This is a genomic window from Xanthomonas arboricola, assembly GCF_003353015.1.
Classification (GTDB): Bacteria; Pseudomonadota; Gammaproteobacteria; order Xanthomonadales; family Xanthomonadaceae; genus Xanthomonas; species Xanthomonas arboricola_E.
Genome location: NZ_QREM01000009.1, coordinates 17,503 through 44,195, shown reverse-complemented (window position 1 = coordinate 44,195; position 26,693 = coordinate 17,503). Strand labels below are relative to the sequence as shown.

Below are 26,693 nucleotides of genomic sequence, written 5' to 3'. Positions count from 1 at the left end.
GATGCGGCTGCTTGCCACCTTGCCCTGCCGGCGCAGCAAGCAACCTGGCGTGGCGCCATCAGCATGGCGATCACGCGGGTGCCGACCGCCGCGCGCCGACGCTAGTTCCCCAGCAGCGGCTCGCCTGCCAGCACGGCCATCTCCAGGCGGACCAGGTGATCGCTGAATCCGCCAGTGGCACGGGCGATGCGTCGGGCACTGGTGTTGACGACCGGCTTGACCAGGCGGGCAATCTGCATGCCTGCGCGCTCCAGTGCCGAAACCAGCGCCACATCTTCGCTGCACTTGAGCGCGGAGAACCCACCGGCCGCCACGTATGCAGCCACACTCATCCCGAGATTGGCGCCATGCACATGGGGGTGGCCGTCGCGGCGAATTTCCTGGGCCAGGAAGGCTTGCCGTGTCTCGGGACGGTAATCGTGCCAATCGGTCACGTCCACCACGCCACAGAAGACATCCGCGGCACAGTCCAGCTGCGCCGACAGCCAATCCGGCGGCACGCAGGTATCGGCATCGGTAAACGCAAGCCAGCGCGCTCCGCGTGCAATTGCGGCCGACGCTGCCGCTGCACGCGCAATGCCGACGCCACCGCAGGTATTGACGGTTCTTGCGCCATGCGCGCGCGCGATCGGGCCGGTACCGTCGGTGCAGCGGTCGAGGGCGACATGGATTTCCACCTGCTCTCCGAACAGGTGTGGATGCGCGGCCGCCACCAGAATCGATTGCAGGCACTTGCCGATCAGGTCCACCTCGTTATGCGCCGGGATGGTGACCGCGATCATCGCAGCTGCTCCTGTTGCGCAATCGACGGCCCTGACATCCAGGCCTGCAACACGAAGTCCGCGTCCTGATAGGTGCACAGCGTATCCATGCCCAGTGCGTGATCCAGCGCGCCGTGGACCTGCTCGGCGCTGCGCAATGCGCCGTCGAAGTCGTGCCGCCAGTGACATGCCACCAGACAGCCTGTTGCGGTGAGCGAGCCGGCGAACAGCGCCGTGGTCTTTTCAAAATCCGGATCAGCAAGGTAATAGCCCACCTCGCTGAAGACGATCAGGTCGAACCGGCCTGGCGGCCACTGCTGCGGATGTGCGGCCTGCTGCAGCGTGATCCCGGGCTGGCCCTGCACACGCACGCTGGCCAGCTCGACTGCCTGCTGCGACAGGTCCGTCGCCAGCAACATGTCGCAGCGTTGCCCCAGCTGTGCGGTCAGCTCGCCATTGGAACATCCAAATTCCCAGCCCCGCGCAAACCTCGGGTAGGGCAGGGCGCCGAGCAGGAGGTCGCGCTTGCGTTGCTCGTACCAGCGCGAGCGATAGCCGAACGGGTCCTGGTCGGCATACATCTGCTCGAAGTGCTCAACGCTCAGCGCCGTCATCGGATGAATACCTCGAACGGCCGCGCGAAGCGCTCCAGCACCGACGGCGGCAGGATGGGGTCTGCAACGGCCGGCGTGCAATGGCCGAGCTGGGTGGCAAAGCAGGCAATGGCGCGCTGCTTGGCACTCAGCAACGCCGGCGACAGATCCAAGCGCAGGGCAGTCGCCTCGGTAAACACCGCATCGTGCGGACGCGACCAGTGCCAGGCCCACACCGGATACTGCAGGCGCCGCGCGGACTGCGCCTTGCACGCGGCAGCAGTCGCACGCGATGCTGCCTCGTGATCCGGGTGGCCGTCGCGTTCCCAGGTCACCAACAGCGTGTCCTGCGCCGTGATCAGGTCGCCGATGGCCGCTGCCATGCGTACCTCGCAGGCCGCCAGCGCACCGTCGCCCAATGCCAGGTGGACCAATGCGCCAGGCAGGACGTCCAGTTCCTGCATGGCCGCTTCCAGTTCCCGGCGCCGCGCCGGGCCCAGTACCTGTGGACGCCAGCCCGGCTCGTCCGGGTAGGCCTGCTCCCCATCGGTCAGCGCGATGATCAGTACCGGCATGCCGGCCGCACGCGCGGCCGCGATCAACCCGCCACAGCCGAGCACCTCATCGTCCGGGTGCGGTGCCACCACCACCAGGCGCTGACCACCCTGCATCAGTTGCGACAACGTGGCACGTGGCAGCTCGTGCAGGCACGGTGCGGCACGCCAGGCCGCTTCCGGTGTTCCTGCGCCTTCGATCGGTTGCCCGGCTAGATCCTCCATGGCGATGCCTCCTGTTGGCACAACTCGCCCAGGGCCTGCAGGTCGCGTTCTGCGTGATGCTGCCGAATGAAGACAGCCAGGTCGGCGCAGCGCTGCGCATGTTCGCGGTTGCCGCACAGCGGCCCCGGGCCCAGTGCCCGGGCAACCCGATCCAGCGTATCGCGTGCCACCGCTTCGACCACGCTGCGTACCTGCAGTACGGCACGCCGATGTGTCTGCTGCGGTTGCGCGTCGATGCGCAAGGCCAGCTGACGCAACAGCGCAGCGGCAGATGCCAGGCCCGCATCGATGGCGCCCAGGTGCGCGGCCGCATGTGGGTCCTTGCTCAGGCGTGCAGAGGCACGCAGCACATCGGCAACCGCGACGGTGGCGCCGAACCAGCACGCGGCGATGCCGGCACCCCCGTGCCAGAAGCCCGGGCGGGTCAGGTAGGCATCGGCTGCGCCGATCTGCCGTGCTGGCGTCTCGGTGAAGCGCACATTGGCCGTCTCGATGCCTTGCATCCCGACTGCCTGCCAGGCACTGCTGTCGATCTGGATACCGGGCTGATCCATCGCCACGGCAAACAGGCAACTGGTGCCGGCATGGCGCGTGGTCACCAGCGCGTGCGTCACTTGCGCGGCACCGGAGCACCACGCCTTGGTACCGCTCAGCGCCTGCCCCGAAAAACACATGTCGGAGCCGGGCGGCTCTGCCGCCCACACGGCCCAACACTGTGTCGGCATCATGAGGTCCACGCCCAGATCGGCGCAGATGGCCTGCGCGTCGTAATGGGCTTCCAGCAATTTGGCAGCGCACAGGTCTTCTGCGGCGATGTCGGCAAGCGTCTGCCAGCGTTTCACGGTGTGGCCGCCTCCGGGTAGCGGCAGCGTTGGATGGGTACCGAGCCACCTGCCCGCAATCGAATGCTTGAGTCCGTCGGCGAGGGCTGAATCCGGGTTCGTTGCAAGGGCGAGGGTGTTCGATGAAATACGTGCGCTCATCGGACCAAGCTAAGCAGCGCATGGTGCAAGGCGTGTGACGCGTCAGGAGGGTTGTCGACGCGCAAAGCGAACGGAAGCGCAGGGGCATCGTCGCAACCCGCAACGTGCCACGCGCAACCGAATCGATGGCCACATCCGCACGCGTTGCTGCACTGCATTGGCCTCTTGGATGCGCTGATGAAGACGTGCTGGCGGAACACCATGGGCAGCGCCTTGCCCAGCTGGCAGGCCGTCGATCCGGTGAATGACGCCGGTATCGCCCGTCCATCTGCGCAGCTGCCTTACACTGAAAGAGTCGTCACCGGAACCGCTTCCGCCAGGCAGTTCGAAGCGACAGCCGGAAGTGTCGCACGCGACCGCAGGAACGTCGGCGTCGAAACGGCCGATGATGCTCGATCCCTGCAAGGTGGAGCGCGGCGGCGAGCGCCACGGCATTCCCGCCTTTGTTAGGATGCGCGCACGTGCTACCCAGGAGCCCGGGCGTATGCCGCCAACAGTGTTTCCCGAGCCCGAGCTGTTTCTGCCGGAGTGCGGCGAGCCGGCGCTGCGATGGGGAGTGCTCGGGCCTGGAACGATCGCCTCTGCGTTCGTGAGCGCGCTGCGCAGCCATACCAGACAGCAGCCGTTCGCGGTGGCCTCGCGTACGCGTGCGCGTGCCGAGGTCTTTGCAAAGACGTGGGCGATGCAGCGCGTGCATGACAGCTACGAGGCATTGGTCGAAGACCGCGATGTCGATATCGTCTATATCGCCACGCCGCACAGCCAGCATCTGCAGCAGGGCCTGCTGGCGCTGCGCGCGGGCAAGCATGTACTGATCGAAAAACCCATCACCACCTGCGCCGACGACACGCGTGTGCTGGTGCAGGAGGCGCGGCAGCGCGGCCTGTTCCTGATGGAGGCCATGTGGAGCCGCTACCTGCCGCACACCTCGGTGCTACGGAGATTGCTGGCGGACGGCGCGCTGGGCGAGCTTCGCCATGTGTTTGCCGACCTGAGCCAATGCGGCCCTGAGGATGCCGCGCACCGACAGCGCAATCCTGCGCTCGGCGGTGGCGCGCTGCTGGACCTGGGCGTGTATGCAGTGCAGTTGTCTTCGATGATTCTTGGCGCACCCACCGCGATCGCGACGACCGGCGCGCTGACCGACACCGGCGTGGATGCGTTTTCGACCATCGTGCTGTCGCATGGGGGCACCGCGCAATCCACGCTGGTCAGTTCCATCGTGGCGCGTAGCAGCTCCACCGCCTATGTCACCGGCAGCCTGGCCCGCATCGACCTTGCCGGCGAGTTCCACAACCCGACCTCGCTAAGCCTGGTCGGCAACGACCACGCCAGCCGGCCCGCGGTATGGAGGGATCCAAGCGGAATCACCGGCTATGCCGGCCTGTCGTGGCAAGCGACCGCCGCCGCGCGTTACATCGGGGAAGGGCGCAAGGAGTCGCCGCTGCACCCGCTGGACGAAGTGATCCAGATCATGAGCACGCTGGATACGGCGCGGGCGCAGCTGGGGTAACCGGCGGCACGCCCGCCGGCTGCCGCTACAAAAAACAAGGCCCCGCATGCGCGGGGCCTTGTCGTGATCTATCCACTCGCCGCGCGATCTAACTACTCGCTGCGTGGTGGACGCGCTCACGCAGCGCCGGGCTCAGGCCAGATCGCACTTGATTCTTGCGTCCACATGAGAGGGCTTGGGAACCACCGGGTTTGCGCTGGTCTTCTCGAACACCACTTCGAACGACTCCAGATCCACGCTGCCGTTACGCAACTTGCAGGCGTCCTGCAATTTCTGCTTCACTGCTGCGATACCTGCATCGCGATTGGCGCCATCGGCGCTCTTGGTCAGATTGGCGACTTCGGCAAATGCAGGCGAACTCAGGCCCAGCAGGCAACCGACAGCCATCAACGTGTGCAGCTTCTTCATACAAGCTCCTTTGCGCTTTCTCTGATCCCCGGGGGCATGGACGACACCTGCAGTCGATGCATGACGACAGGCAGCGCGGCACGCGGTCCAGCCCGGCGCAGCATGGGCCGGCCGGGTCAAAGCATCGTGCACGTGCTTGCGGGGCAGCGGATGGAGGACCGTGGCGCGCTGAGCGGCCGCGGTGTGGATCCCCCTCATACGCAAACGGCCCGGACCAGCCAGGCCGTTGGAGTGGCAGACGATCAACGCTCCTGCCAGCTGCATGCATCCGGCCGGGACCTGCAGCCACACCCCGCTTTGAGGCGCCTTGGCATCACCGGCCCTGGGCAACGGCAGCAACTCGGCAGCCGGTCTCGCGGCGGACATAAGCATCGTGATGGCAACGCGAAGGCGCGGTCCGCAGCGCTCAGGCGGCGTGCTGCGCAATCGCCAGCGACGCACCGACAGTACGGGTGCAAGGTGTCGCCACGCTACGGCCGGATGATCGGGCACCGCTGGGGAGTCATGCGGCGCAGCGGCCCCCTGCACGCCGCATGCCACGCCGCGCGTCGCCGGCTCACTCCGCCACCACGCCGCAAGCGCGATCATGTTGCGCATGAACCGCAGTCAGCAGATTACCGCGCGAACGATCACCGTCACCCCGGCAAGCACGGCATCTGCCGGCAGCGAGGTCGTCGTGCAGCTGTCGGCCAGTCCGGACCCACGCTGGCAGGCATGTTTCCACTTCGTCGTGCAGGGCCGTGATGGCTTCTTCCTGCAGGGCAGGCCGGTGTTCGACAATGCAAGCTTTTACGGGGTGCTCCAGGCCGGGCAAGCCGAAGCCTTTCGCGAGGAGTTGCCGGACCTGCTGGTGTCCGCCACCGCGCTCGCACGTGCCCAGGTCAACAAGGACGCAGCGCGATAGGCATGCCGCATCACCCTGCTCGGAGCGCTCGGAAGAAGTCGCCCCGGCCGTGCATCTTGCGAGCTACGTGAAAGAAAGCGCCATCGCGACGGGCTTGTGCATTCCCGCGTGCTGCCCGGGCATCCACCAGCTGCGCACACCATCCACCAGCCCGCGTACACCATCGCTACCGTGCAGACCGGGCGCTGCCTGCAGTTTGCGCGCTGGGGTGCAGATCGAGCGCCATGTCCCACCGCTCCAGACCCGGTCCATAGGCATCCACCGTGACCTGCTGCACGACAAAACCGAAGCGGGCATAGAACTGCCGGGTATGTTGACTCGTATCCAGCATGACGCGCCGGACCGCCGGCATCTGGCGCAACGCATCCAGCCGGGCCTGGAGTAACTGCGTTCCCACGCCGCAGCGGTGCAGGCTCGGGTGGACCATGCCCCAGCACAGGCTCGCCGTGCTGCCATCGGCATTGACCGCATAACCGGCGCAGCCAGCGATCGCGTTGCCACGCTCCAGCAACTGGTAGTGCCACGCTGCGGCGTGCTGGATCAGGAAGCCAGCGAAGTCGACACGCTCCCCGGCACTGAAGAACGCCGGCACGTTCGCGTCGAACAGCGCCATGCACGCATCGAAGTCCCGGGAGTGGTACGGCCGAATCGTGTCCATGTGCGTAGTCTGCCTCAGACGGGCAGGCGCGATGCAGCGGCATGGCCTCCCATGCCATCTACAACACAGCTCGCCAACGAGCGAGCGCCTCACGTGCATATACCACCCTGGGCACTCGGCAGCAGGGCGAGGGCGCAGCGCACCTCCTTGCAGGCTGTCGCCAGCGGCGATGCCTGCAGGCGACACAGCAGCGGCTTCGGCATGCGGTTGAACGTTGTGGAGACGACCGGGCTGGTCGTGCGCATCGATGCGCAGTTCGAGTGACCGGCGGCGTCGCGCTGGATAAGACGGGTAACTTGCGCCTGACTTGCAGACGAGGCGTCCGGCGTCTGGTCCTGGAACCCGTGCCAAGACTGCGGTTTTCCTCGTTCCTCATGGTCCGCGACGCAGCGATGGCCGGCGGTGGCGTGGCCCTCATTCCACAGTCGATCGCATGGAATCAGCTCGCGCGTGGCGAACTGCTGCAGTGGGGCACGATCGCGGATGTGTAGCCGGCGCCGTGGGTGTTGCACACGTCAAGACGCCTGGCTGCTGCAAAGGTGCGCACCTTCGTGGACTTCATCTGCGACAGGTGTACGGCTGCGTTGCTTGTGTTGAAGGGCTAGCGCGCCAGCTCCCGCCTACGGGCCAGGCTGCGTGGCAACCGGCCTGAAGGCACCGCCGTGGAGAGACCTGCCATCGACGTCCGGACGGAGCTGCCAGGGCGCTCGATCAATCCACCGGTCGACGCACGAAGGGTAGGCGCAGTTGCGCGCCCGCAGGCACGCTGGCCTGCGGCTCATGCCGCCGAATCTTGATCTGGAGCCGCCTTGCGCTCCGGGATGTCTATCGGAATGCGCCACTTGCGCGATTGTGCCGCCGACAATCCCGGATGCCTGGCCAGACGCTCGCCGAGCGCTCACACACGCAGTAGCCGGCTTGCCAGGCTGCGGCCAGGCGCTGTGCCTGCCTGGTCGGCATGGGTGCCCAGGATCGGGCGGCGCAGATGGGGCGGCGGCAGGCAGATCAGCACGCACGGCGTTTTCGCCAGGGCGGACTGCAGCGAGGACCGCCAGACGCCGCGGCGGACCAGGGCATCGTGTTCGACCACCAGCACGTCGGCGCAGGCGCGCTTGAGCAGGCCGGCGATCTCGCGCCGCGGGTTGCCGACCGCCACGTGGATGCGCACGCGCAGGTCCTCGTCGGGCAGCTGCTGGACCAGGTCGCCGAGCCAGCTGGCGGCCGCGTCTTCGCTCAGCGGCTTGTCGTTGAACAGGCTGTCCACCAGCAGGCCTTCGCTGACTTCCGGCACGACATGCAGCAGGTGCAGATCGGCGCCGCGGCGGCGTGCCAGGGCGGCGGCATCGCGCAGCGATTCCAGGCTGGTTTCGCGGCCGGTGATCCAGCAGGCGACATGGCCGCCGACCGCGCCGTCGCGCGGGATCGCATCGGCGTAGGGCAGGGTCAACATGGGCGTGGCCACGCGCTGCAGCACGCGCGCGCGCAGTGAGACGTGCAGCGGGCGCGGCAGGCCGGTGCGTTCGGACGGCGGCATGATCAGCAGCGCGTCGTCGCGGCTGCGGCAGAACGAGACGATGCCGGCGGCGGCAGGGCCACCGGCGAGGGCGCGCTCGCAGCCCGGGTAGTTGGACGCCTCGGCAAAGAAGGAGTCCAGCGACTGCTGGGCCTGTGCACGCTTGCCCTTGGCGTGCACGTGCAGGATGGTCAGGCGCGCACGCAGGCGGTCCACCAGTTGCGCCACGGTCGGGATCGCGGCATGGCAGGTTTCGGAAAAGTTGGTGGCGAAGATCAGGTGGGTGGGGGTGGTCTGCATGGTGGGCTCCGTAGTCAGTAGATGAAACCGTCGATGGCGCGCACCTCGCGCAGCGGCACGCGCTGGCCCAGCATTTCGCGCAGGGTCAGTTCGATGCCACGCGACAAGGCGGTCATCGGGGTGTCGTGTACGGTGTTCTCGAACGGATCTTCGATGGCACTGCTGGCGCTGTCGATGGCGATCAGGGTGAAGCTGATCAGCACCGAGGCGATCGGCATGGCCAGGCCCATGCCGGCGATCAGGCCCAGCGGCACCAGCCAGCAATACATGTTCACCAGCGTGCGCGGCAGCGAGGAAAACTGCCGTGGCAGCGGGGTGTTCTTGATGCGTTCGCAGGCGCCCTGGATGTTGGCCAGGGTGGTGAGGTTGGCGTCCAGCGACGACCAGCGCAGGCTGTCGAGCATGCCCCAGTCGCGCGCCTGTTGCAGTTGTTCGCCCAGCCGCAGGGTCAGCGCATTGGGAATGTTGGCGTAGCCGCGCAAATCGTCGGCGCGTGCCTGGCCGAGCAGGCCGGCCAACTCCGGAAACGGGTTCTGCCGGCGCAGGTGGCAGCGCAAGGCATGCACGAAGGCGACCTGGTGCACCACGATGTCGTCGCGCAGTGCGGCCTGGCGCGGGTCGGCCGGGTCCACATCCAGCGCGGTCAGGGCCTGGCGTGCGATGGCGCGCGAGGTATTCACCAGCGAGCCCCAGAGTTGGCGCGCCTCCCACCAGCGGCCATAGGCCGCATTGGCGCGGAACGCCAGGAAGATGGTAAGCGCCGAGCCAAGCTGGGCCAGCGGCAAGGCTTCGATCGACAACCACTGCCAACCGAAGAAGGTGTACAGCACGGCAACGGCGCAGTCGAAGGCCAGCAGCACCAGCAGGCGCTTGTAGGTCTTGGGCCAGATGCGTCGCAATGGAAACGTATCGCGGGTGATCATGGGAAAGGCAACATCGACGTGGGTTAGGGCCATTACACCCAGCCTCTACGGTCGTGTCTGCCATCCTTGCGCCAGCGTTGGACAGTGCACGCACCGTCCGAACGATGCGCGCAGGCTATCTTTCGATAGGATGAAATCCGCAGCCCTGGCCACGATGCTGTGGCATCAATCACGCAAGCGAGGAGCGGCATTGCAGCGCGAGTGCATAGGTAGGCAATGGACAGACTGAGACTGCCATTCAAGTGGCGCGGCCAGGTCGTCAAGCTCAATCGCGGCCCGACGCTGTGGGTGTCGCTGGCGATGCTGGCCTTGCTGGTGTGGGCGGAGTGGTACTCGCACCTGGGCGTATCGCTGGGGTTGCTGTACATCCTGCCGGTGGTACTGGCGGCCACGGTGCTGTCGCGGCGCGACATCGTCATCGCCGCGATCGCCTGTGCGGTGTTGCGCGGCCTGTTCGTGACCGACGAGACTCTGGTCGAACAGGCGCTGCGCTTTTTCATGGCGACCATTGCCTATGCCGGCTGCGGCCTGCTCGTGGCCGAAATCAGCCGCACCCGCCGGGTGATCCTGGCCCATTACGTACAGCTGCGCGCCGAACAGCGGCTGCGCCGGCGGCTGGAGCGGCAATTGCGGCTGCTCGCCGAGAGCAGCCCGGCGGCCTTGCTGACGGTGGCCGGCGACGGCCGCATCGTGGCGGCCAACCGCGCCGCGCACGAGATCCTGGACATGGCCGAGGAGGGCGGGCTGGAAGGCCGCGCGGTGCGCGAGTTCCTGCCGCTGCTGGACGATGCGCTGAGCATGAGCGCCAACCTGGATGGCATGCGCACTTCCGCCAGCACCTGGGGCTGCCGCAGCGATGGCACCCGCTTCCCGGCCACCACCTGGTTCTCGGTCTACGAAGACAGTGAAGAGCGGCACCTTGCGGCGATCCTGGTCGACACCAGCGAGGAGGTGCGCGCGCGCGAATCGGCGCACTTCGACGATGTGCTCAAGAACAATCGCCTGCTGGCCGGTGCGGTGTCGCACGAGATCCGCAACCTGTGTTCGGCCGCGGGCGTGGTCACCTCCAACCTGGCGCGGCATCCGGCCATTGGCGCAGATCCGGACCTGGCCGCGCTGCGCAGCCTGGTGGCGGCGTTGATGGAGCTGGCGTCCTTCAACCTGCGCCGGCAGCTGCCCGACGAGGCGCATGAAACCCGGCTGCAGACGCTATGCAGCGAACTGGACGTGATCATCCGTTCCGACTGGGAGGACGTCGATGGCCAGCTGGTGATCCAGATCCCGGCCGAGTTCCCGTCGGTGCATGGCGATCGCCATGCGCTGCTGCAGGTGCTGCTCAACCTGGCGCGCAATTCGCTGCGCGCAGTGCAGGCGCTGCCCCCGCAACGCCGCCAGTTGATCGTCAGCGCGCGCCTGGAACAACAACGCGCCGTGCTGAGCGTGCGCGATACCGGGCCGGGCATCGTCGAGCCGGGCCGCCTGTTCCAGCCGTTCCGCAGCGACAGCGACGGCTCCGGGCTGGGCCTGTACATCTCGCGTGCGCTGATGGCCAACCAGGGCGGTCTGCTGCGCCATGCGCCCGGCGGCGAAGGCGCCTGTTTCGAGCTGCATCTGCCGCTGGCGCATGCTGCGTATGCGGAGGCGCTGGATGGATGAGTCGCAGCGCGAGCCGGTGCGCCTCTACCTGCTGGACGACCATACGCTGTTCCGCGAGGGCCTGCTGCGCCTGCTCGGTGCCGATGCCCGCTTCGAGGTGGTGGGGCAGTCCGGCGCACTGGCGCAGGCCATCGTCCAGATCGCGTCGCTGGCGCCGGACGTGGTCATCCTCGACTACGACATGGGCGAATACAACGCGCTGGACTACATGCGGCGCCAGGCCGAGCAGGCGCGCCGCCCGGCCACGCTGGTCGTCACCGCCGGCCTGCCCGAACGCGACGCATTGGCCTTGATCCGGCTCGGCGTGTCCGGCATCTGCCGCAAGGATGTCTCCACCGACGAATTGATCGACAGCATCCATGCGGTGGCGATGGGCCGGGTGCTGATTGACCAGCGCTACCTGCAGTCGCTGGTCGCTCAGGGTACCCAGGAAAGCCGGCCCAGCTTCACCGACCGTGAGCGCGAAGTGCTGCGCGGCCTGTTGCGCGGGCAGTCCAACAAGTTGATCGCACGCCAACTGGGCAGTTCGGAGAGCGCCATCAAGGCGACCTTCCAGCAACTGTTCAACAAGCTCGACGTGCGCTCGCGCAGCCAGTTGGTGATGGTGATCCTGCAGGATTATCGCGACCTGGTGTGAGGCGTCTGATTTCCCTGAAAGACATCGGGCGAGCACTGCAGGCGCAGGTGCTCACTGGTTGAAGCCAAGGATGCAGTCGCAGTGACGCGGGGTCAGGTCCAGGGCCGTGCAACGAGGCAGCAGGTGTGACGCCGGCCTGCCACCCGACGAGCACGCCGCCCCGGATGCGACGGGCAGTGTCCGCGGCCTCAAACCATCACACCGTGTCGGACTCATCTGCACGATGCGTGGACGACGCGCCGGTCATCATGCGCGCCTGATGGATTGAGGTGCTACATGGCGAAGCCAACGCTGTTCTTCCTGCACGCCCTCGGGTCCAGCAGCAATGAGTGGTCTGCCGTCATCCGGCGACTGGAGCCGCGTTTCGACTGTGTGGCACTCGATATTCCCGGCTTTGGGGACGCGCCGCCGCTGGCGCATCTCGACACCGCCGGCCTGGTCGCCTGGTTCGTCGACGAGGTCATCCGGCGGCAACCGACGTGCTGGCTCGCGATCGGACACAGCATGGGCGGAAAGATCGCCACACTCGCTGCAGCGCAGGCACGCGATGGCATGGCCGGGCTTGCCGGACTGGCTGGCGTGATCCTGGTCGCGGCGTCGCCGCCGGCGCCCGAACCGATGGACGAGGCGCGGCGAGGCACGATGCTGGCTTGGTTCGAGAAGGGCCACCCCACGTGGGACGAGGCGGAGCAGTTCATCGACGACAACTGTGCGATGCCACTGCCGGCCCCGATCAGGAATGCCGCTGTCGACGATGTGCTGCGAACCGATGCCAACGCGTGGATCGCCTGGCTCGCATATGCCAGTCGTGAGGATTGCAGCGCGCAGGCCGGCTGCATGGACGTGCCTGCATTGATCATCGCCGGCAGTGACGATGGCGACCTTGGCGAAACCGCGCAAACCGCATTGAACGCGCCGCATTATCACGATGCGCGTATCGCCGTGGTGGCCGATGCCGCGCACCTGATCCCGTATGAGCAGCCGGAAGAGCTGGCGCAGCTGATCGCCGCGCATGTGGACCGCAGCGTGGACAAGTGCCTGCCCGATGACTTCATAAGGTTGCTCAATGCAGACAGGGTCGCCCCGCGCATGCGCAAGCTGTTGCTCAGCCGGCATGCGGGCCCACCTGCCAGTGCGCAAGGCGTGTTGAGCCAGCACCAGCTGGAACTCCTCACTGCAGTGGTCGCGCGGGTCCTGGATGGGGCCGGCGACGCGCGCGCGATTGCACGACGCATCGATGTCCAGCTTGCCGATGGCGCGGGAGATGGCTGGCGCCATGCCGCGTTGCCGCCCGACCGGCTTGCGCTGCCGCTGGGGCTCGACACGCTCGACGCGCTGAGCAATGGCTTCGCCGGATTGCCTGCCGAGATCCAGGATCGCTGGCTGCGCGCGGTGTCGCAATCGACGGCCGGTCGTTCCTCGGCGCACGGGCTGGATGCAGCGCAACTGGCGCACTGGTTCGAGGACGTGCGCGCCGAAGCCGCGCGGATCTGGGTCAGCCTTCCCGCCACGATGGCGGCGTTGGGCTACGACGGCTTCGCGGTCGGCGGTGCCGGTATCGACAGCCCCGGCTATCAGCAGACCGCAGCCGACCGGCAGGAAGCCTGGCAGCTTCCTGCCGAGGGTCTTCGATGAGCCCGGGTACCCACGATGCTGCGGTCGATGTGGTGGTGGTGGGGAGCGGGGCAGGCGGCGGTCCACTGGCCGCACGGCTCGCGCAACGAGGTCTGTCGGTGGTGGTGCTGGAGGCGGGTGCGGCCTTCAGCCCGGCGTCCCATCTGCCCGATGAGCTGACGACCGGCATCTACTGGATGGACGAGCGCCTCAGTGGCGGGCAGACGCCCACCGCATTTGGCGCCAATAACTCCGGGTCGGGCCTGGGCGGTTCGACCCTGCATTGGGGCGCCTTCTGCCCGCGTCCGGACAAGCGCGATCTGAGGTTGTCGACGCAGACCGGGCAGCGCGGCATGGACTGGCCGATCGCGCATGAAGAGCTGCTGTCCTACATCCGCCGCGTCGAGGAGTTCATCGGCGTCTCCGGGCCCGCGTACTATCCGTGGGATCCCGAGCGCAGCTACGCCTATGCGCCGCCACAGCGCAATGCGTCGGCCAACGCGATGGAGCGCGGTTGCCGCACGCTGGGCATCACTGCCACCGATGCGCCTGCCGCGTTGGTGACCACGGCGCATGCGCAGCCGCACCACGGCATGCGCGCGGCCTGCAACAACTGCGGTGCCTGTCATCAGGGCTGCAGCAATGGCGCCAAGGTAAGCGTCGATACCACCTGGCTGCCGCTGGCGCGCGCGCACGGCGCGCAATTGCGACCCGACTGCCGGGTCATCGCTATCGAGCGCGACGCCCGTGGCATGGTCAGCGCGGTGGTCTACCAACAGGATGGGCGCGAACTGCGCCAACGCTGCGCAAGCCTGTTCCTGTGCGCTGGCGGCGTGGAGACACCGCGCCTGCTGCTCAACCTGGGCCTGGCCAATTCCAGCGGCCAGGTGGGGCGCAATTTCATGGCGCATGTCGCCACCCAGGTGTGGGGAGAGTTCGATGCCGACATGCGCATGAACCGTGGCTACCCCTCGTCGCTGATCTCCGAGGACATGCTGCGCCCGTCCGATGCCGATTTCGTCGGCGGCTATCTGGTGCAGAGCCTGGGCGTGCAACCGATCACCCTGGCCAACACGCTGGCACGTGGCGCGGGAATGTGGGGGAGGGAGCTGGTGGCGACCATGGCGCGCTACAACCGCCTGGCCGGCATCGGCATCAATGGCGAATGCCTGCCGCAGGACGGCAACCAGCTGAGCCTGTCCGACGAACGCGATGCTTTTGGCCAGCGCAAGGCGCGTATCGACTTCAGCTACGGGCCCAACGAACGCGCGATCGATGCCCACGCGCGCGCAGCGCTGCACGCAATCTGGGAGGCGGCAGGCGCCCAACGCATCTTCGCTGCCGCCCGCTCCGCGCACACGCTGGGCACCTGCAGGATGGGCACCGATCCGGAGCAGGCCGTGGTGGACCGGGACGGCCGCGCCTTCGATATCGCCAACCTCTACATCTGCGACAACTCGATCTTTCCAAGTGCACTGGCCGCCAATCCCGCGCTGACGCAGATGGCACTTGGCCTGCGCACGGCGGAGCGATTCCTCGCCCGCTAGTGACGCGCGTATCACCACCAATCCCTACCACCAGGAGTTCAGCATGGATCTCGGAATCAACAATCGCATCGCCCTCATCAGTGGCGGCGACTCGGGAATGGGCAAGGAAACCGCGCGGCAGCTGCTTGAAGCCGGCGTGCGCGTGGCGATCACCGATCTGCCGGACGGCACGCTCGACCAGGCCGTGGCGGAGCTGTCGGGCCTGGGGCAGATCATCGCCATCGAGGGCGATGTCACCCGCGAGCAGGACGTCACCGCCATCTGGGCACAGGTGCGCGAACAACTGGGCGACCCCGACATCTACATCAACGCGGCGGGCGTGACCGGCGCAACCGGCGATTTCCTGGACGTCAGCGACGCCGGCTGGCTGGAAACCCTGGACATCAACCTGATGGGCGCGGTGCGCATGTGCCGCCAGGCCATCCCCGCAATGCGCCGCAAGCAATGGGGCCGGATCGTGCTGTTCGCCTCGGAAGACGCGGTGCAGCCGTACGTGGACGAACTGGCCTATTGCGCATCGAAGGCAGGCATCCTGAGCCTGGCCAAGGGCCTGTCCAAGGCCTACGGGCCGGACAACGTGCTGGTCAACACGGTCTCGCCCGCATTCATCGCCACCCCGATGACCGACAAGATGATGCAAAAGCGCGCCAGCGAAAACGGAACCACGTTCGAGCAGGCGATTGAATCGTTCCTGGACGAAGAGCGCCCCGGCATGGTGCTCAAGCGACGCGGCCGCCCGGAAGAAGTGGCCTCGGCGGTTGCCTTCCTGTGCTCGGAGCGCGCCAGCTTCATCAACGGTGCCGGGATCCGGGTGGATTCGGGATCGGTCTTTACCATTGCGGGTTGAGACGGCGTCGTCCCGGAATGCGGTGAGCTACATAAGCTGCCGCGTCCTTTCTCTGCACCCGGTAACCGGTGCCGATAAGTAAGCGCAAGCGCAACCGGCTGCGGGAACACCGCAGCCGCGTTGCCCAGGAAACCAGCTCGTTTCAGCGGAGTGGGGCGCCACTAAAAATAGCTCACAAGATTGGATTTCATCCATTGCATCAGTGAGTTAGCGGATATTTTGGCGCACCAAAACTACACGACCAATGCCAGTTCAGTGTCATACGGTTCCGGGACCGCCTCCACATCAATCAGGTAATCCCCGAAGCGCTTCACATGGCTGGTCACGTACGGGCTGAGGAAAGCCACGTCCTCCCGCGTGATCTTCCACCCCTGCCGCATCAGAGACGTCATGATTCGGGTCTGTTCGACCACGTTGTAGAAGATGACGGCATTGGAGACCAGGTCGTTGTATTTGACGGCCTTCTCCTGCTCAACGGGGTCATTGTCGGCAATCACTCCTTCCCCGCCGAAGAAGAAATACTTTGCGAAGCCGTTGTGGGCCTCCACCTTGTTGGTCGAGGCGGTGATCTGTTCGCGCAACTCGCGGTTGGAGATGTACTGCAGCAGGAACAACGTGCGCACCGCCGAGCCGAGCGCCTTGAAGGCCTGGTACAGCCGGTTCTTGCGGCTGTAGTTGCCCAGCTTGCGCATCAGCGTCGAGGCCGCGATCTTGCCGGTCTTGATCGAGAGCACGACCTGCATCAGGTCCTTCCAGTGGGTCTCGATCAGATCACAGTCGACAGTGTCCCGAAACAGCGCATCAATACGTTCGTAACGAATGTCCTCATCGGGGCGGAAGAACTTGTATTCGCGCCAGTTGCGGATGCGCGGCATCAGCTGGATGCCCAGCAGATGCGAAAGGCCGAACACCGGCAGCGACTGCCCCTGCGTGTCGGCGTGGACGGTGTCAGGCTGGATGTCGGAGGTGTTCTTCAGCAGGCCATCGATGATGTAGACCGCCTCCCACACACCGCACGGAATGAAGTGGCTGGACAGCGCGACGTGCGTATCGGACACGTGGTGGTAGGCGATGCCGCCGTAGCGCCGGGAACGCGCCGAGGCGGACACCTTGCGGGCCACGGTACGTCTGAGCACGCTGGAACAGCTCTTGGAGCAGCTGCGGCCACCGCGCCCCGTTGGAGAACCCGAAAAGGCCATCGCAGCCGGTGTGCCGGCAGGCAGGTGATTAGCCGCTTGGTGAAGAAGGCTCGGGAATCCCCGCGTCAATGCTTCGCCATCCCAAACATGCCTTCGGTGAGGCGATGCGAATCGGAAAGCTTCTTGCCACACTTGCTTCTACACTTACCTGCAGAAGATCGACTTAGGACTATGTTCAAAGCCGAGCGCAGCGTCGGCTCAGTGATCTGCAGACGGTTGCTAAAGGAAATCGCTTCCTGCCAACCCTCGGATAGCTTGGGCCTGAGTGTCAAGCTGATATCGGACGCTGGTCAGTTTATATTAAATACACTTCATAAAAATGAAAAAATTCTTTAGCTCCATCGGTAGATCATCAAGATCTCAACATAGCAATTCATCAAACCACAATCAAATGCCCGCTTCGGGGTCTTCAACCCGAGATTATGCGTCGGATAATCTAAATGCTGGGAGCGCTTTTGATTCCTTGCCATCAAAGCCGCGAAGGAAAGCAAAGCAGTTGCAGGATTCGATTGAACAAAACAGTGCGCGCATGGACGAATCACTTGAGTTTTATGCCAAAGCAGTAGTTGGCAAATTACTCTGCAATGAGCAACCAACCACACAAATAACAGAGCTCGACATCAATAATTTGGAAAAAATTATATCTCCATATAATAGTAAATATAAATATCTCAACCTAAGATCATTTGTCGGGCGGAAAGATTTTGTTGACTCGGTGAGCTCCTGGAGAACCCCAGGAATTTGTTTCAGGGGAGTAATGCGACTAGGTGGAAATAATGATCTCCATCACATTGCCTTGGATGTCAGAAACCATGCCGACGGTCATACTACGGTCATTGCGCTAGAGCCCGCCATGGCAACAGATCTAACGCCTTTGAAAAATTATAGTGAGCTTCAGGAAAATTTGAAGGCGTCCTTGGGAGACAAAGTGAGCTTTGCGGTAATTGAGGCCGGAGCTCAAAAATCGACAGTAGACTGCACTATTTTCTCACTTAACTATGCGCTCCGAGCTTATTATAACAGGGACACTTTTACTGATTGGCATAATGACTTGAAGAACACCGGGACAATTGATGACAAAAAACCTCCACCTCAAAATGATATGATTTTGAAGTACGGGAAGCTGTGTATTCTTGATGGGATGGAGTTGCTCCCTGCAAGTTTTTATAAACATGCTCATGCAAACAGCACGTTAGAGGAATTGGAGAGTTTACGGCCAGGAATATCATCTAGCAGCCTAGGCGAAGGCGAGTCACTTGAAGATCGCATGGAAAGTTTTCGAGTGAACCGCGAGGAGCGCTCTTATAGCAGTTCCATCGAGTTGTCTAGAGCAAGGAAGATCCGTAAGGCAATAGAGTCTTAAAGGATAGCCTGATTGTTGGTTTCGGTGACGACGGCGACTGCGACTGCGCCGGCAATAAGCCGACGGCGTCCTCAAGAAGGAGCTTGCGGACGAGTTGCCGTACTACACGGCTGGTGTGACGATCAGCCCGAGCGACGAGCCACAGTCAAGCGCACGACAACCAAGGGGATATGCCGCTTCGGTCATCGCGCTGCAGGCGACTATCAGCAACCGTGTCAAAGCGCGCAACCTGCTGGACATACTGTTCAACATCGACCACTAGACTGGCTTTATGGGGCATTTTCGGCCGCTGTCGGGTAGAGCACGCAAGGACTATTCGGGAGTACACGAGGCCGGGATTGAGGGCCGGCAGGAATCTGTGAAAAAATTCTTTATTAATAGTAATTTAGCTCAATTTTGGCTGTTTTTTCACACAAATCCCTGCCGACCCTCAACCTCCCAGCACAAGTGATCGCAGAACCATCGCTTGGTTGAGTGACGCCGCTTCGGCGTCACCGGCCTGTTGTCGATGGTAAACCTCTTCGAGGGTCGGCAGGGAATCGTTATGACCAGGGCCCAAAGCTGCCTAAATGACTGAAGCGCAAGGCTGATTGCTCATCTCCCCATACCCCGATTTTGGGGGATGGGCGGTATGCAGTGGCTGGCGTGCATTGGCACGCTGAAACTGTCTTGCGCGCCTGGGCGCGGCATGCTGTCGATCGCGCTGATTCTGTCATGCGGTTTGCGTGTGCGGGTCGCCATGCCCGGCTTGCCTACCGCTGCCCCCGGACCCTCCGATATGGGGGTCTCCGGGACCGGGGCGGCGCTGACGCGCCGGCCGTGGACAACGCGCCGGCCGTGGACAAGCGGGGGATAGACCGCAGGAGCTGTTTTTCGCCAGAATATCCGCTAACTCACTGATGCAATGGATGAAATCCAATCTTGTGAGCTATTTTTACACGTATGTCGGCTGAACCCCATGTCCAGTCGCTGGTGCACGAGCACGAGCATGCCAGGGAAGCCCTGGAGCACTACCGGACTTCCGTGAGAGACCAGAGCAGCGTCGGCACGAGCACCAGGTGCAGGAGTTGCAGCTCGCCCTGCGGCAGGCTAATGAGAGGGTCGGCAAGGATTCGTGTAAAAAAACAGCCAAAAGTGAGCTAACTTGCTTTAAGTCAAGAAATTTTTTACGGATTCCTGCCGACCGTCTTCCGGCTTACAACCCTGTTAGAGAATTTTTAAAGGAGACGAACAGTTGCCTGCGGGAAATACGCGAGTCTCCGGATGTCCGTTCTGACACCTCCACGGGAGAGAAGATGCGCTGCAACTTGGCCTGCTCGATCTTGGACAGGAAATAAGGGCCCCACACCGTCAATTCGTGGTTGTCCGCCAGATTGATCCTGCTCGCCGGCTGGTCTGTAATGGTGACGAATTGCGCGAAGCGATCGCCGCTGGCGCTGCCGGCGCGCTCGCCAGTGGCTGCCCTGTCTTGATTCCAGTGCGGGTGATGCATGAAAAAGGGCATGGACTGGATCGGATCCAGCGTGCGAGTGAACTGGCGGAGCGTGAAGTGCAATGCGCTGCGCTCCGATGTCAGGCTGTCCCTGTAGCGCCTCACGATGCCCGCTTGCCCCAGCCGTGGCGGGTTGAAGGCATACACGCTGACCTTGCCACTGGCTCCGGCCGCACGCAGAAAGTGCGCGATATCGAAGCCGGCGACCATGGCCCCTGACGCGCCCAAGCTATGTCCCGTCAATGACATCAATAATGCCTTGCCGCTGTCCCGCGCCAAGTTCGAGTAGCGTATCAGCACGTCCTTCATGATGGCTCCTTCGGCGCGCGGCAGCTGAGCTTCGGAGTGCCACCATTCCTGCCAGCCTGCGCCCACCTTGCCCAACGTGGGAAGGCGTTCGTCCAATATGTTGACGTGCGGCTGGGCGATCTGGCTTCTCATGTCGCACAGCAGATCGTTGGTCACATCCAAGCGAGTGCCGGAGAAGCCCAGCACCACCACGATCGCGTCGTCCGTCGCCCCCTCCCACAATTTCAACCGCGGCGTGGACATCGGCGCATCAAGATGGAGCCCGCCGATGTCGGCCACCGTCGCCAGATCGGCCGTGTAGGATTCGCCCGCGCATGCGCGCATGCATTCGAGGACAACACGGCAGTGCATCTCCCATTGCTCATCCTGCCTGGACGACTGTGCCGATGCACCATCCACCTGTGCAATCGCACTGGCGAGATCGGAGGTTTGGGCATCTATCTGCAGCAGAGGCACGTGACATGATCGCTCTGCCTTTGCCATGGTCGATTGCAGCGTCTTGCGTATGCGTTTGACCGGCGCAGCATTGAGGCCGGCGAACGCCCCCGCGCTGTCGCGCACCTGACAGGGGGAAGCGGTAACGGACACAGGCGCACCGACGTCGGGGACGACAGTCTTCGCGTGCGGAAGACTTAGCAAAGACATTGAAGCAGTTCGCATCTCGTCAGATTCCAAATGAGTCCGCAGGGATTAGACCTCGCAAAGGCGATCAACTGAAACGTCTGCGGCGGATCTGCTCGCGTTCCTCTGCGGTCAGATCATCAATGTGGATGTAGTGGACGCCTAGACCGCGCGGTGCGCTCAGAAGCTGCGATTCGCTCTCGTCCTGGCTATGGTCGGGCGAAGAGATCAGCCCAACGATCGTTCCATGCGGGGCCACCCGCCATAGGGCCACGCGCTGGAAGACGCGTGGCTCATCGGCCTCGGCAGCTTTTGAATAGGTGGCGTACCAACCATCGGCAGGCAGGTAGCGATAAGAACCGTAGTCGTTCATAGCGTCTCTGGGCGATGCGGGATGACGCTCTGATTGTCGATATGCGCCGGTAGGCGGGATGCGTGAGTTTCTGATTTGGCGCTGCAGCTACGCACCGGGTCATCTGGGCTTCGCTGCTGCGGGAAGGGTTTCGCGCACTACGCGCAGTGCACCGGATGGGCTGCGAGAGCTAACAGCTATTCACGCTTGGGTCTTTGGCAGCTGGTGGCCGCTCAACGTGCTGCTGAACTTCTGCCTGGCTGCATGCCTGGTCTGGGCTGTAGATCGTCGTGAGTGGCCGCTGGCGGCGTTCCTGGGCCTGCTGGCGCCGGCATTCGTTGATTGCCAGTGGACGGGCGTCTGGCTCGTTCTGGCTGCCTGGCACTGGTTCAAGGGCAGGGCCGCTTGGTCAACATTTTTGCCTGGTATGACTCGACAACCACCCTGGCTCACATCCGCATGCCTGTGCCTGTCGTGCTGACCATGACGCTGCTGTGCCTTTACAACGGCAACCTCTGGGCACTTCTGGCCATTCCGCTATGCGAGTTCGGCTATCGCAATTGGAATCTCCCACGCACGCGCTGGGCGTTTTACGGCTATTACGCGGGACATCTTGCTGTTCTTTCCGCTGTCGTTATGATTCCTACCTAAGCCAAGGGGTAGGGCATGGAAGCTAGAAGTTTTCTCGTTGTATTGGTCGCGTTCGCTATGCCTGTCCAGGCTCAGCAAGTCCATAAATGCCGTGAACGTGGTCAGGTTGTCTATCAGTCAGCCCCGTGCACTGCCGCCCCCCCTGAAAAAGTGTGGGATGCCGCGCCAGTTCCTGAACAGAGCAATGCTGAGCAATGGCGGCTTTACCGTATTCGCAAGCAACTCGACCGCCGATACGCCGCCGACCGGTCTGCATCGTCTGCTGCCTATATCTCTGGCTCGCAATCGGGTAACGCATGCGAATCCGCAAAGCGTAGCCGTGCCACTGTCTATGAGGCTGCCGGAGTACACCGAGACTTCGCGCTTTCCAGCCAATGGGACAACGCAGTCCAAGACGCCTGCAAATAATCCGGGTGTAGGGGCATAGCCCCTACGGATAACGCCTTATCCCGCGATGCGTCCGAAGTGGCGGTCTCGCCATTCGCCAAGATCCACCACGACGACCTTGACCATTGACTGCTGAACCGCCTTGCGTTTGGCGTTCCGCCTGCGGACCGAATCCCGCATGTCGCTGGCATTGGCATGCCACACCAATCCGCGCAGGCGCCGTTCTGGTATCCGTTCGCCGCTGGGCGCAACCAGGTCGCGCCCGGCCAAGCGCCAGCCAGCCCACGGCCCCGTAAGTTCCACATGGTTGGTGACGACGCGCCGATGCAGATCTGCCGCGCAGCTGTTTGGGCATTGCTCGCCAACGGGCCAGCATGGTGGGCGGCGGTCAATGTCGTAGGTATCAGTCATGCTGCGAGTTCCGTTTCGCGAGGGGAACGGCTAGGCAGGCAAGATTTGATCCAGAGCCAGATCCAGCGGAACCTCGGCCGTGCCGCCCCAAGAGCTGATTTCGCATAATGTATATTATGTCAGTTCCGACTCGGCAGCTATTCACCGCACAGCCCCATTGTCTTCCTGCAGCTCCCGCTTGAACGGCACATCCGGCGGCGGTCTGGCGGTTGCCGGTTGATCGTTGAGATTCGGGTCGCTCAGGCCGCAGCCGCCGCCGAACTGCAGCAACGACACCACGCAGCTGATCTTGGTGGTCGTTCCGGGGATCGGGATCTCGATCTTCTTCAGGCCGCGCCGCACCCATTCCTGCAGCAGCGACTGGTTCGGCATCCAGTACTTGTCCAGCGAGGTCGGCGTGTAGCCGTACGGCGGACGTTTGAGCCAGGTGCCGCCCTGGGCAATCTGGTCGCGGGTCCAGGTGTCGGTTTCGCTGCCTGGCGGCCCGCGATCACCCGCGCCGTTGCCGGCATCGCCGGTTCCGGCGGCGACGTGGACGCTGCCGTCCGCGTTGAACATGCCGTTGCGCGCTCCATTGGCACCGGTGGCTTCGCCGCTGCGACGACGGTCGGATTTGCTCCAGTCGTCTGCATTGGCCGCGACATCCCAGCCGCCGCTGCGGTCTGCCGGGGCCGGACCGGCATTGCTGGTCGCCGGCCTGTTTGCAGATGCAGCCGCCGCTGCGGTGTTGCTGTGCGCCGCTTGCGCTGGATCCGCCTGCGCCTGGCTGGGCTGCCTGGAAGCTGCCGATGGCTGCGTTGCTGCGGCAACTGGCGCAGACGGTGCCGGCGACGGAGTCACCGGCGCCTGTTGGGTGGGTGCTGCCGGTGCCGGCTGGGACGCCGGATCAGGCACGCTGGGCAGTTCGGCCGTTCGAACGGCCACATCAGGCATGCGCACCGTCGGTGCGATCTCGCGGCTGCGCACGGACGGCGTAACGAGCTGTGGCCGGTCCGGCACGACGATTTCCCGCTCGCGCACCGTTGGCGCGTTGGCAGCGCGCACCGCAACGGTAGCTGCAGGATGCTGCAATTCGCGCAGCTGCGGCTGCTCGGTCACGGTCTGGATATCGCGCTGTCGCACCTCGATCTGCGGGGCGGCTGGCGCGACCGGGCGCGGAGCCACCGTGATCGTGGGCGGCGGCGGCACGACGAAGTCGGTCGTGGGCACCGGTGTTTCGGTGACCTGCAGCGGCGATTCAATCGTCACCGGCGGCACCTGCACGCTCACACGTGGCACTTCAGGCGCCACCGGTTCGCTGGCAGCGGCAGCCACCGCTTCGGGCGCGATGTCCTGCGCCTGGGCAGGACTTGAAGGATCGACAGGTGGCTCGGCGGGCGCAGGCTCCGACGGTGCTGCATTCGCTCTGCTCGGCCTGCCCGACGCAGCGGACGCACTGGATTGCGACGCTGACGCCGCATCGCCCGTGGCGGCCTGCGCCCCGTCAGCGGGCTGCCCTTGCCCGCCGCCCTGCTCCGCCGCTCCGTCGCCAATGAAGGTCATGCGCACCCGCGATTCGTCGCCGGTCTTGGTGTCATCCGGCGCCCAGCGCACCGTGACGACCCAGATGAGCAGTGCGATGAAGCCAAGGTGGATCAAGAGGCTGCCGAGCAGCGCCAGCCAGTGTTGCGGTCGCTGGTCCTTCGGCCGCGGCTCCCAGTGTTGCCACCACAGACTGCGAAATGCCTGGAACGGCGACAACATAAACGCCATGCCAGTGCCTGCCGGCGGCGCCGGTCGCGCCAGCAGCACGTCCATCACCTGGCCGTCGTTGAATGACGCCGCCGGCCTGGTGCGACTGCTCATCCAGGTTGCCCAGCCATACGGCAGGCCGGTGCGCCGATCCAGGATGAGCTTGCCCGGCATGCGCGCGCGCAGTGCCTGCAGCAGATCGGCGGCCGTGGTCACCGGTGGCGCGGAATCAGGCCGCGCTGTCGCGCGGAATATATGGCGCGTCGCCGGTGGCGTGATCGGTCGCGTCGCGCACCGCAATCACGCCGGGCACGCGCCCCATCAAGGTCTTCTCGATGCCCTGCTTCAAGGTCACATCGGCCATGCCGCACCCGTGGCAACCGCCGCCGAAGCGCAGCAGCACGACACCCTCCGCCGAGACTTCCTGCACCGCCACTCGGCCGCCGTGCGATGCCAGCTGCGGATTGATCTCGTTTTCCACCACCCAGCGCACGCGCTCCACCATCGACGCGGAGTCGGCCGGCGCTTCCCCCTTGATCTTGGGCGCCTTGATGGTGAGCTGCTGGTTGCCGGTGGACTGGGTGACGTAGTCGATCTCGGCGCCATCCACCCAGGGCACGCTGGCGGCGACGACATACAAGGTGAAGCCGTCGCAGTCGATCGCCCACTCGTCGCCGCTCAGATCCGCCGGTTCGGCGAACTCGAGCCGGGCGTCGGCGCGCGGGGTGCCTGCGTCCACCGCGCTCAGGCGCACGCCCATGCCGGGCACGCCCTCGCGTTCGATGAGCTTGCGGAAATAGGTTTGGGCTTTGTCGGATATCTGGATCATGCGGGTTATTCTACCGCTCAATGCGCCTGCGCTCATGGAACACCGTGATCCTGAGTGAACGCGCTGTCCGCCACCCCTGCGAGACTGTCATGACCGATCTGATTCCCCTGGAACAGGCCCACTGCCTGCCGCGCAAGGGCAGCGACCACAAGCTCGGCGAGGCGCGCCTGGCCGAACTGCTGCCGCAGGTACCAGGCTGGGAGCTGGCCGAACTCGGCACGGCGATCACCCGTACGTTCCGCTTTGCCGACTACTACCGCACGCTGGCCTTCGTCAACGCGCTGGCGTGGATCGCTCACCGCGAAGACCACCACCCCGACCTGGGCGTGCATTACGACCGCGTGGTGGTGCGCTATTCCACCCACGACGTCGGCGGACTGAGCGAAAACGACTTCATCTGTGCGGCCAAGACTGCCCAGCTCTACGATCAAGGAGCCACCCCATGACCACGTCCCGCACCGCCCTCGCCGGCCTGTTCATTGCCGTCGGCATCAGCGGCTGTGGCAAGTCGCCGCAGCAGCCGGCCGCGCCGGCGGTGGCTCCGACCGAACTGGCCGCCTTGAAGACGCCGCCACCGGAGTACTCCCCGCAGCTGGCCTGTGCCGGCGTCGGCGGCACCACCGTGCTCCGGGTCGTGGTCGGTGTCGAAGGCACCCCGACCGACGTATCGGTCGCGCAAAGCAGCGGCCAGCCGGTGCTGGACGACGCTGCGCAAAAACGCGTGCGCGAGTGGAAATTCCGCGCCGCGACGCGCAATGGTCAGGCTGTTCCGCAGACCATCCAGGTACCTGTCGCGTTCAAGCCGACGGTGCCGCGCCCGGATGAGTGCTTTGCCATCGAAGAGCGGGCGCGTCGAGGCGGCTGAGCCGCGTTTGATGTAGTGCGCGCCGGCGCGTGGCCACGGCAATGCGCGGCACGCGGCACGCAAGGCTGAGCACGGCGAACGGCCTGCATCAGCTCCAGCCAACCACGGTGCACGCCCGACGCCAGCGTGCACGCGTCGTAGTTATCGCGTCAGACACCACGTGTTCGTCATCCAGGCATGGCCATCCTGCAGGCGCAGCGTGGCCATGCGCAGAGTGCGCAGCAGCAGTCGCCACGCTCCCCGCAGAGTAGCTTCCATTCCACGAGGTCGCGCGTCACATGCTCGAAGTGTCATCCCACAATGTCTGGACCGCCTTTGCGGTCACGCTGGCGGCTGGCCTGGCGACCGGACTCGGCAGCCTGATGGTCGTGTTCTCCAAGAAGCCCAATCCGCGCCTGCTGGCGTTCGGGCTGGCATTCGCCGGCGGTGCGATGGTGTATGTCTCGCTGTCGGAAATCCTCAACAAATCGATCGCCTCGTTCTCCATCGCCTATAACGACAAACTCGGCTTCACCTTCGGCACGCTGGCGTTCCTGGCCGGCATGCTGTTGATCATGGTGATCGACCGCCTGGTGCCCAACCCGCACCAGAGCCTGTCCATCGACGATCCGCTGTTCCGCGATGACAACCGTGCCTATATCCGCCGGGTCGGCCTGATGACGGCCATCGCCATCACCGCACACAACTTCCCCGAAGGCCTGGCGACCTTCTTCGCCACGCTGGAGAGCCCTGCGGTCGGCATGCCGCTCGCGTTCGCCATCGCCATCCATAACATTCCCGAGGGCATCGCCAGCGGCTGTCTCTTATACACATCTACCCGGCCACTGCATCGATGGCGTAGCGGAGT

The 26,693-nt window shown here is 64.5% G+C and carries 25 protein-coding genes and 5 pseudogenes; 16 read left to right on the top strand and 14 right to left on the bottom strand.

All coding sequences use genetic code 11. From position 1 onward, the window contains the following. Positions 1–101 precede the first annotated feature (101 nt). Genes C0541_RS10865 through C0541_RS10850 form a run of 4 tightly spaced genes read right to left on the bottom strand, consistent with a single transcriptional unit; the run spans position 102 to position 3,116 of the window. Positions 102–782, bottom strand: coding sequence for a glycosyltransferase (locus C0541_RS10865; protein ID WP_115048283.1), 681 nt, complete (start codon positions 780–782; stop codon positions 102–104). Beyond that, on the bottom strand, positions 779–1,375 hold the full coding sequence (locus C0541_RS10860) for a class I SAM-dependent DNA methyltransferase (protein WP_115048281.1): 597 nt from the start codon (positions 1,373–1,375) through the stop codon (positions 779–781). Before C0541_RS10860 ends, C0541_RS10865 begins: the two co-directional genes overlap by 4 nt. Then, on the bottom strand, positions 1,372–2,133 hold the full coding sequence (locus C0541_RS10855) for a PIG-L deacetylase family protein (protein ID WP_115048279.1): 762 nt from the start codon (positions 2,131–2,133) through the stop codon (positions 1,372–1,374). Before C0541_RS10855 ends, C0541_RS10860 begins: the two co-directional genes overlap by 4 nt. Beyond that, on the bottom strand, positions 2,121–3,116 hold the full coding sequence (locus C0541_RS10850) for an acyl-CoA dehydrogenase (RefSeq protein WP_193725913.1): 996 nt from the start codon (positions 3,114–3,116) through the stop codon (positions 2,121–2,123). Before C0541_RS10850 ends, C0541_RS10855 begins: the two co-directional genes overlap by 13 nt. Positions 3,117–3,600: 484 nt before the next feature. Between C0541_RS10850 and C0541_RS10845 the strand changes: the two genes are divergently transcribed. Continuing rightward, positions 3,601–4,629, top strand: coding sequence for a Gfo/Idh/MocA family protein (locus C0541_RS10845; RefSeq protein ID WP_115048277.1), 1,029 nt, complete (start codon positions 3,601–3,603; stop codon positions 4,627–4,629). Positions 4,630–4,761: 132 nt separating this feature from the next. Here the strand turns inward: C0541_RS10845 and C0541_RS10840 are convergent, their stop codons facing one another. Beyond that, positions 4,762–5,037, bottom strand: coding sequence for a hypothetical protein (locus C0541_RS10840; protein ID WP_115048275.1), 276 nt, complete (start codon positions 5,035–5,037; stop codon positions 4,762–4,764). Between the two features lie 595 nt (positions 5,038–5,632). On the opposite strand from C0541_RS10840, the gene C0541_RS10835 reads away from it, so the two are divergent. Further along, the gene (locus C0541_RS10835) at positions 5,633–5,941 is read left to right on the top strand and encodes a hypothetical protein (protein WP_115048273.1); all 309 of its coding nucleotides are present in this window, start codon (positions 5,633–5,635) and stop codon (positions 5,939–5,941) included. Positions 5,942–6,107: 166 nt separating this feature from the next. Here C0541_RS10835 and C0541_RS10830 read toward each other — a convergent pair whose 3' ends face one another. Next, on the bottom strand, positions 6,108–6,554 hold the full coding sequence (locus C0541_RS10830) for a GNAT family N-acetyltransferase (RefSeq protein WP_115048271.1): 447 nt from the start codon (positions 6,552–6,554) through the stop codon (positions 6,108–6,110). 86 nt (positions 6,555–6,640) lie between these two features. Between C0541_RS10830 and C0541_RS21480 the strand changes: the two are divergent. Continuing rightward, positions 6,641–7,204: pseudogene (locus C0541_RS21480) on the top strand (LysR substrate-binding domain-containing protein). A gap of 293 nt (positions 7,205–7,497) precedes the next feature. Here C0541_RS21480 and C0541_RS10820 read toward each other — a convergent pair. Together C0541_RS10820 and C0541_RS10815 are read right to left on the bottom strand one after the other, a co-directional pair. After that, positions 7,498–8,412: a universal stress protein gene (locus C0541_RS10820; protein WP_115048269.1), complete on the bottom strand. Its 915-nt coding sequence runs from the start codon at positions 8,410–8,412 to the stop codon at positions 7,498–7,500. Positions 8,413–8,426: 14 nt separating this feature from the next. Next, positions 8,427–9,335 carry a bestrophin family protein gene (locus C0541_RS10815; RefSeq protein WP_115048268.1) on the bottom strand — a complete coding sequence of 303 codons (909 nt, stop codon included), beginning with the start codon at positions 9,333–9,335 and terminating at the stop codon, positions 8,427–8,429. Positions 9,336–9,551: 216 nt separating this feature from the next. On the opposite strand from C0541_RS10815, the gene C0541_RS10810 reads away from it, so the two are divergent. From C0541_RS10810 to C0541_RS10790, 5 genes are all read left to right on the top strand, one after another. Continuing rightward, complete coding sequence (locus tag C0541_RS10810) at positions 9,552–10,991, top strand: ATP-binding protein (protein ID WP_115048265.1); 1,440 nt, start codon at positions 9,552–9,554, stop codon at positions 10,989–10,991. Further along, positions 10,984–11,628, top strand: coding sequence for a LuxR C-terminal-related transcriptional regulator (locus C0541_RS10805; RefSeq protein ID WP_115048263.1), 645 nt, complete (start codon positions 10,984–10,986; stop codon positions 11,626–11,628). Before C0541_RS10810 ends, C0541_RS10805 begins: the two co-directional genes overlap by 8 nt. A gap of 276 nt (positions 11,629–11,904) precedes the next feature. Next, a complete protein-coding gene (locus tag C0541_RS10800) occupies positions 11,905–13,263 on the top strand; it encodes an alpha/beta hydrolase (protein WP_115048261.1) in 1,359 nt (452 codons plus the stop codon). After that, entirely contained in the window at positions 13,260–14,789 is a 1,530-nt protein-coding gene (locus C0541_RS10795) for a GMC family oxidoreductase (protein ID WP_115048259.1), read from the top strand. Before C0541_RS10800 ends, C0541_RS10795 begins: the two co-directional genes overlap by 4 nt. A gap of 43 nt (positions 14,790–14,832) precedes the next feature. After that, a complete protein-coding gene (locus tag C0541_RS10790; RefSeq protein WP_115048258.1) occupies positions 14,833–15,636 on the top strand; it encodes an SDR family NAD(P)-dependent oxidoreductase in 804 nt (267 codons plus the stop codon). A gap of 233 nt (positions 15,637–15,869) precedes the next feature. Here C0541_RS10790 and C0541_RS10785 read toward each other — a convergent pair. Further along, positions 15,870–16,718 (bottom strand): annotated as a pseudogene (locus C0541_RS10785) (transposase); the annotation flags it as partial. Between the two features lies 1 nt (position 16,719). Between C0541_RS10785 and C0541_RS10780 the strand changes: the two are divergent. The 3 genes and pseudogenes from C0541_RS10780 to C0541_RS21705 all read left to right on the top strand — a co-directional run. Then, positions 16,720–16,863, top strand: a pseudogene (locus C0541_RS10780) (DNA-binding protein); the annotation flags it as partial. A 291-nt stretch (positions 16,864–17,154) separates the two neighbouring features. Continuing rightward, positions 17,155–18,198: a YopJ family acetyltransferase gene (locus C0541_RS10775; protein WP_115048255.1), complete on the top strand. Its 1,044-nt coding sequence runs from the start codon at positions 17,155–17,157 to the stop codon at positions 18,196–18,198. 951 nt (positions 18,199–19,149) lie between these two features. Continuing rightward, a pseudogene (locus C0541_RS21705) lies at positions 19,150–19,295 on the top strand (DNA-binding protein); the annotation flags it as partial. A 98-nt stretch (positions 19,296–19,393) separates the two neighbouring features. On the opposite strand, the gene xopAP reads toward C0541_RS21705, so the two are convergent. Next, the gene (xopAP, locus tag C0541_RS10760) at positions 19,394–20,644 is read right to left on the bottom strand and encodes a XopAP family type III secretion system effector (RefSeq protein ID WP_115048253.1); all 1,251 of its coding nucleotides are present in this window, start codon (positions 20,642–20,644) and stop codon (positions 19,394–19,396) included. A 64-nt stretch (positions 20,645–20,708) separates the two neighbouring features. Further along, the gene (locus C0541_RS10755) at positions 20,709–20,993 is read right to left on the bottom strand and encodes a hypothetical protein (protein ID WP_057679068.1); all 285 of its coding nucleotides are present in this window, start codon (positions 20,991–20,993) and stop codon (positions 20,709–20,711) included. A gap of 58 nt (positions 20,994–21,051) precedes the next feature. Here C0541_RS10755 and C0541_RS21700 point away from each other — a divergent pair, with 58 nt between their 5' ends. Together C0541_RS21700 and C0541_RS21695 are read left to right on the top strand one after the other, a co-directional pair. Then, positions 21,052–21,453, top strand: a complete 402-nt coding sequence (locus C0541_RS21700) for a TraX family protein (protein ID WP_429001346.1) — start codon at positions 21,052–21,054, stop codon at positions 21,451–21,453. After that, entirely contained in the window at positions 21,432–21,623 is a 192-nt protein-coding gene (locus C0541_RS21695) for a TraX family protein (protein ID WP_429001345.1), read from the top strand. The genes C0541_RS21700 and C0541_RS21695 overlap by 22 nt, the downstream gene beginning before the upstream one ends. A gap of 444 nt (positions 21,624–22,067) precedes the next feature. Here C0541_RS21695 and C0541_RS21330 read toward each other — a convergent pair whose 3' ends face one another. From C0541_RS21330 to C0541_RS10730, 3 genes are all read right to left on the bottom strand, one after another. Continuing rightward, on the bottom strand, positions 22,068–22,421 hold the full coding sequence (locus C0541_RS21330) for a DUF3653 domain-containing protein (protein ID WP_238601306.1): 354 nt from the start codon (positions 22,419–22,421) through the stop codon (positions 22,068–22,070). Positions 22,422–22,562: 141 nt separating this feature from the next. Then, entirely contained in the window at positions 22,563–24,368 is a 1,806-nt protein-coding gene (locus C0541_RS10735) for a transmembrane repetitive protein (RefSeq protein ID WP_115048249.1), read from the bottom strand. Between the two features lie 13 nt (positions 24,369–24,381). After that, a complete protein-coding gene (locus C0541_RS10730) occupies positions 24,382–24,981 on the bottom strand; it encodes an NfuA family Fe-S biogenesis protein (RefSeq protein WP_115048247.1) in 600 nt (199 codons plus the stop codon). An 89-nt stretch (positions 24,982–25,070) separates the two neighbouring features. On the opposite strand from C0541_RS10730, the gene C0541_RS10725 reads away from it, so the two are divergent. The 3 genes and pseudogenes from C0541_RS10725 to C0541_RS21690 all read left to right on the top strand — a co-directional run. Next, positions 25,071–25,427, top strand: coding sequence for a 4a-hydroxytetrahydrobiopterin dehydratase (locus C0541_RS10725; protein WP_065031443.1), 357 nt, complete (start codon positions 25,071–25,073; stop codon positions 25,425–25,427). Further along, on the top strand, positions 25,424–25,846 hold the full coding sequence (locus C0541_RS10720; RefSeq protein ID WP_115048245.1) for an energy transducer TonB: 423 nt from the start codon (positions 25,424–25,426) through the stop codon (positions 25,844–25,846). The genes C0541_RS10725 and C0541_RS10720 overlap by 4 nt, the downstream gene beginning before the upstream one ends. Before the next feature lie 278 nt (positions 25,847–26,124). Then, positions 26,125–26,641 (top strand): annotated as a pseudogene (locus C0541_RS21690) (ZIP family metal transporter); the annotation flags it as partial. Between the last annotated feature and the right edge of the window lie 52 nt (positions 26,642–26,693).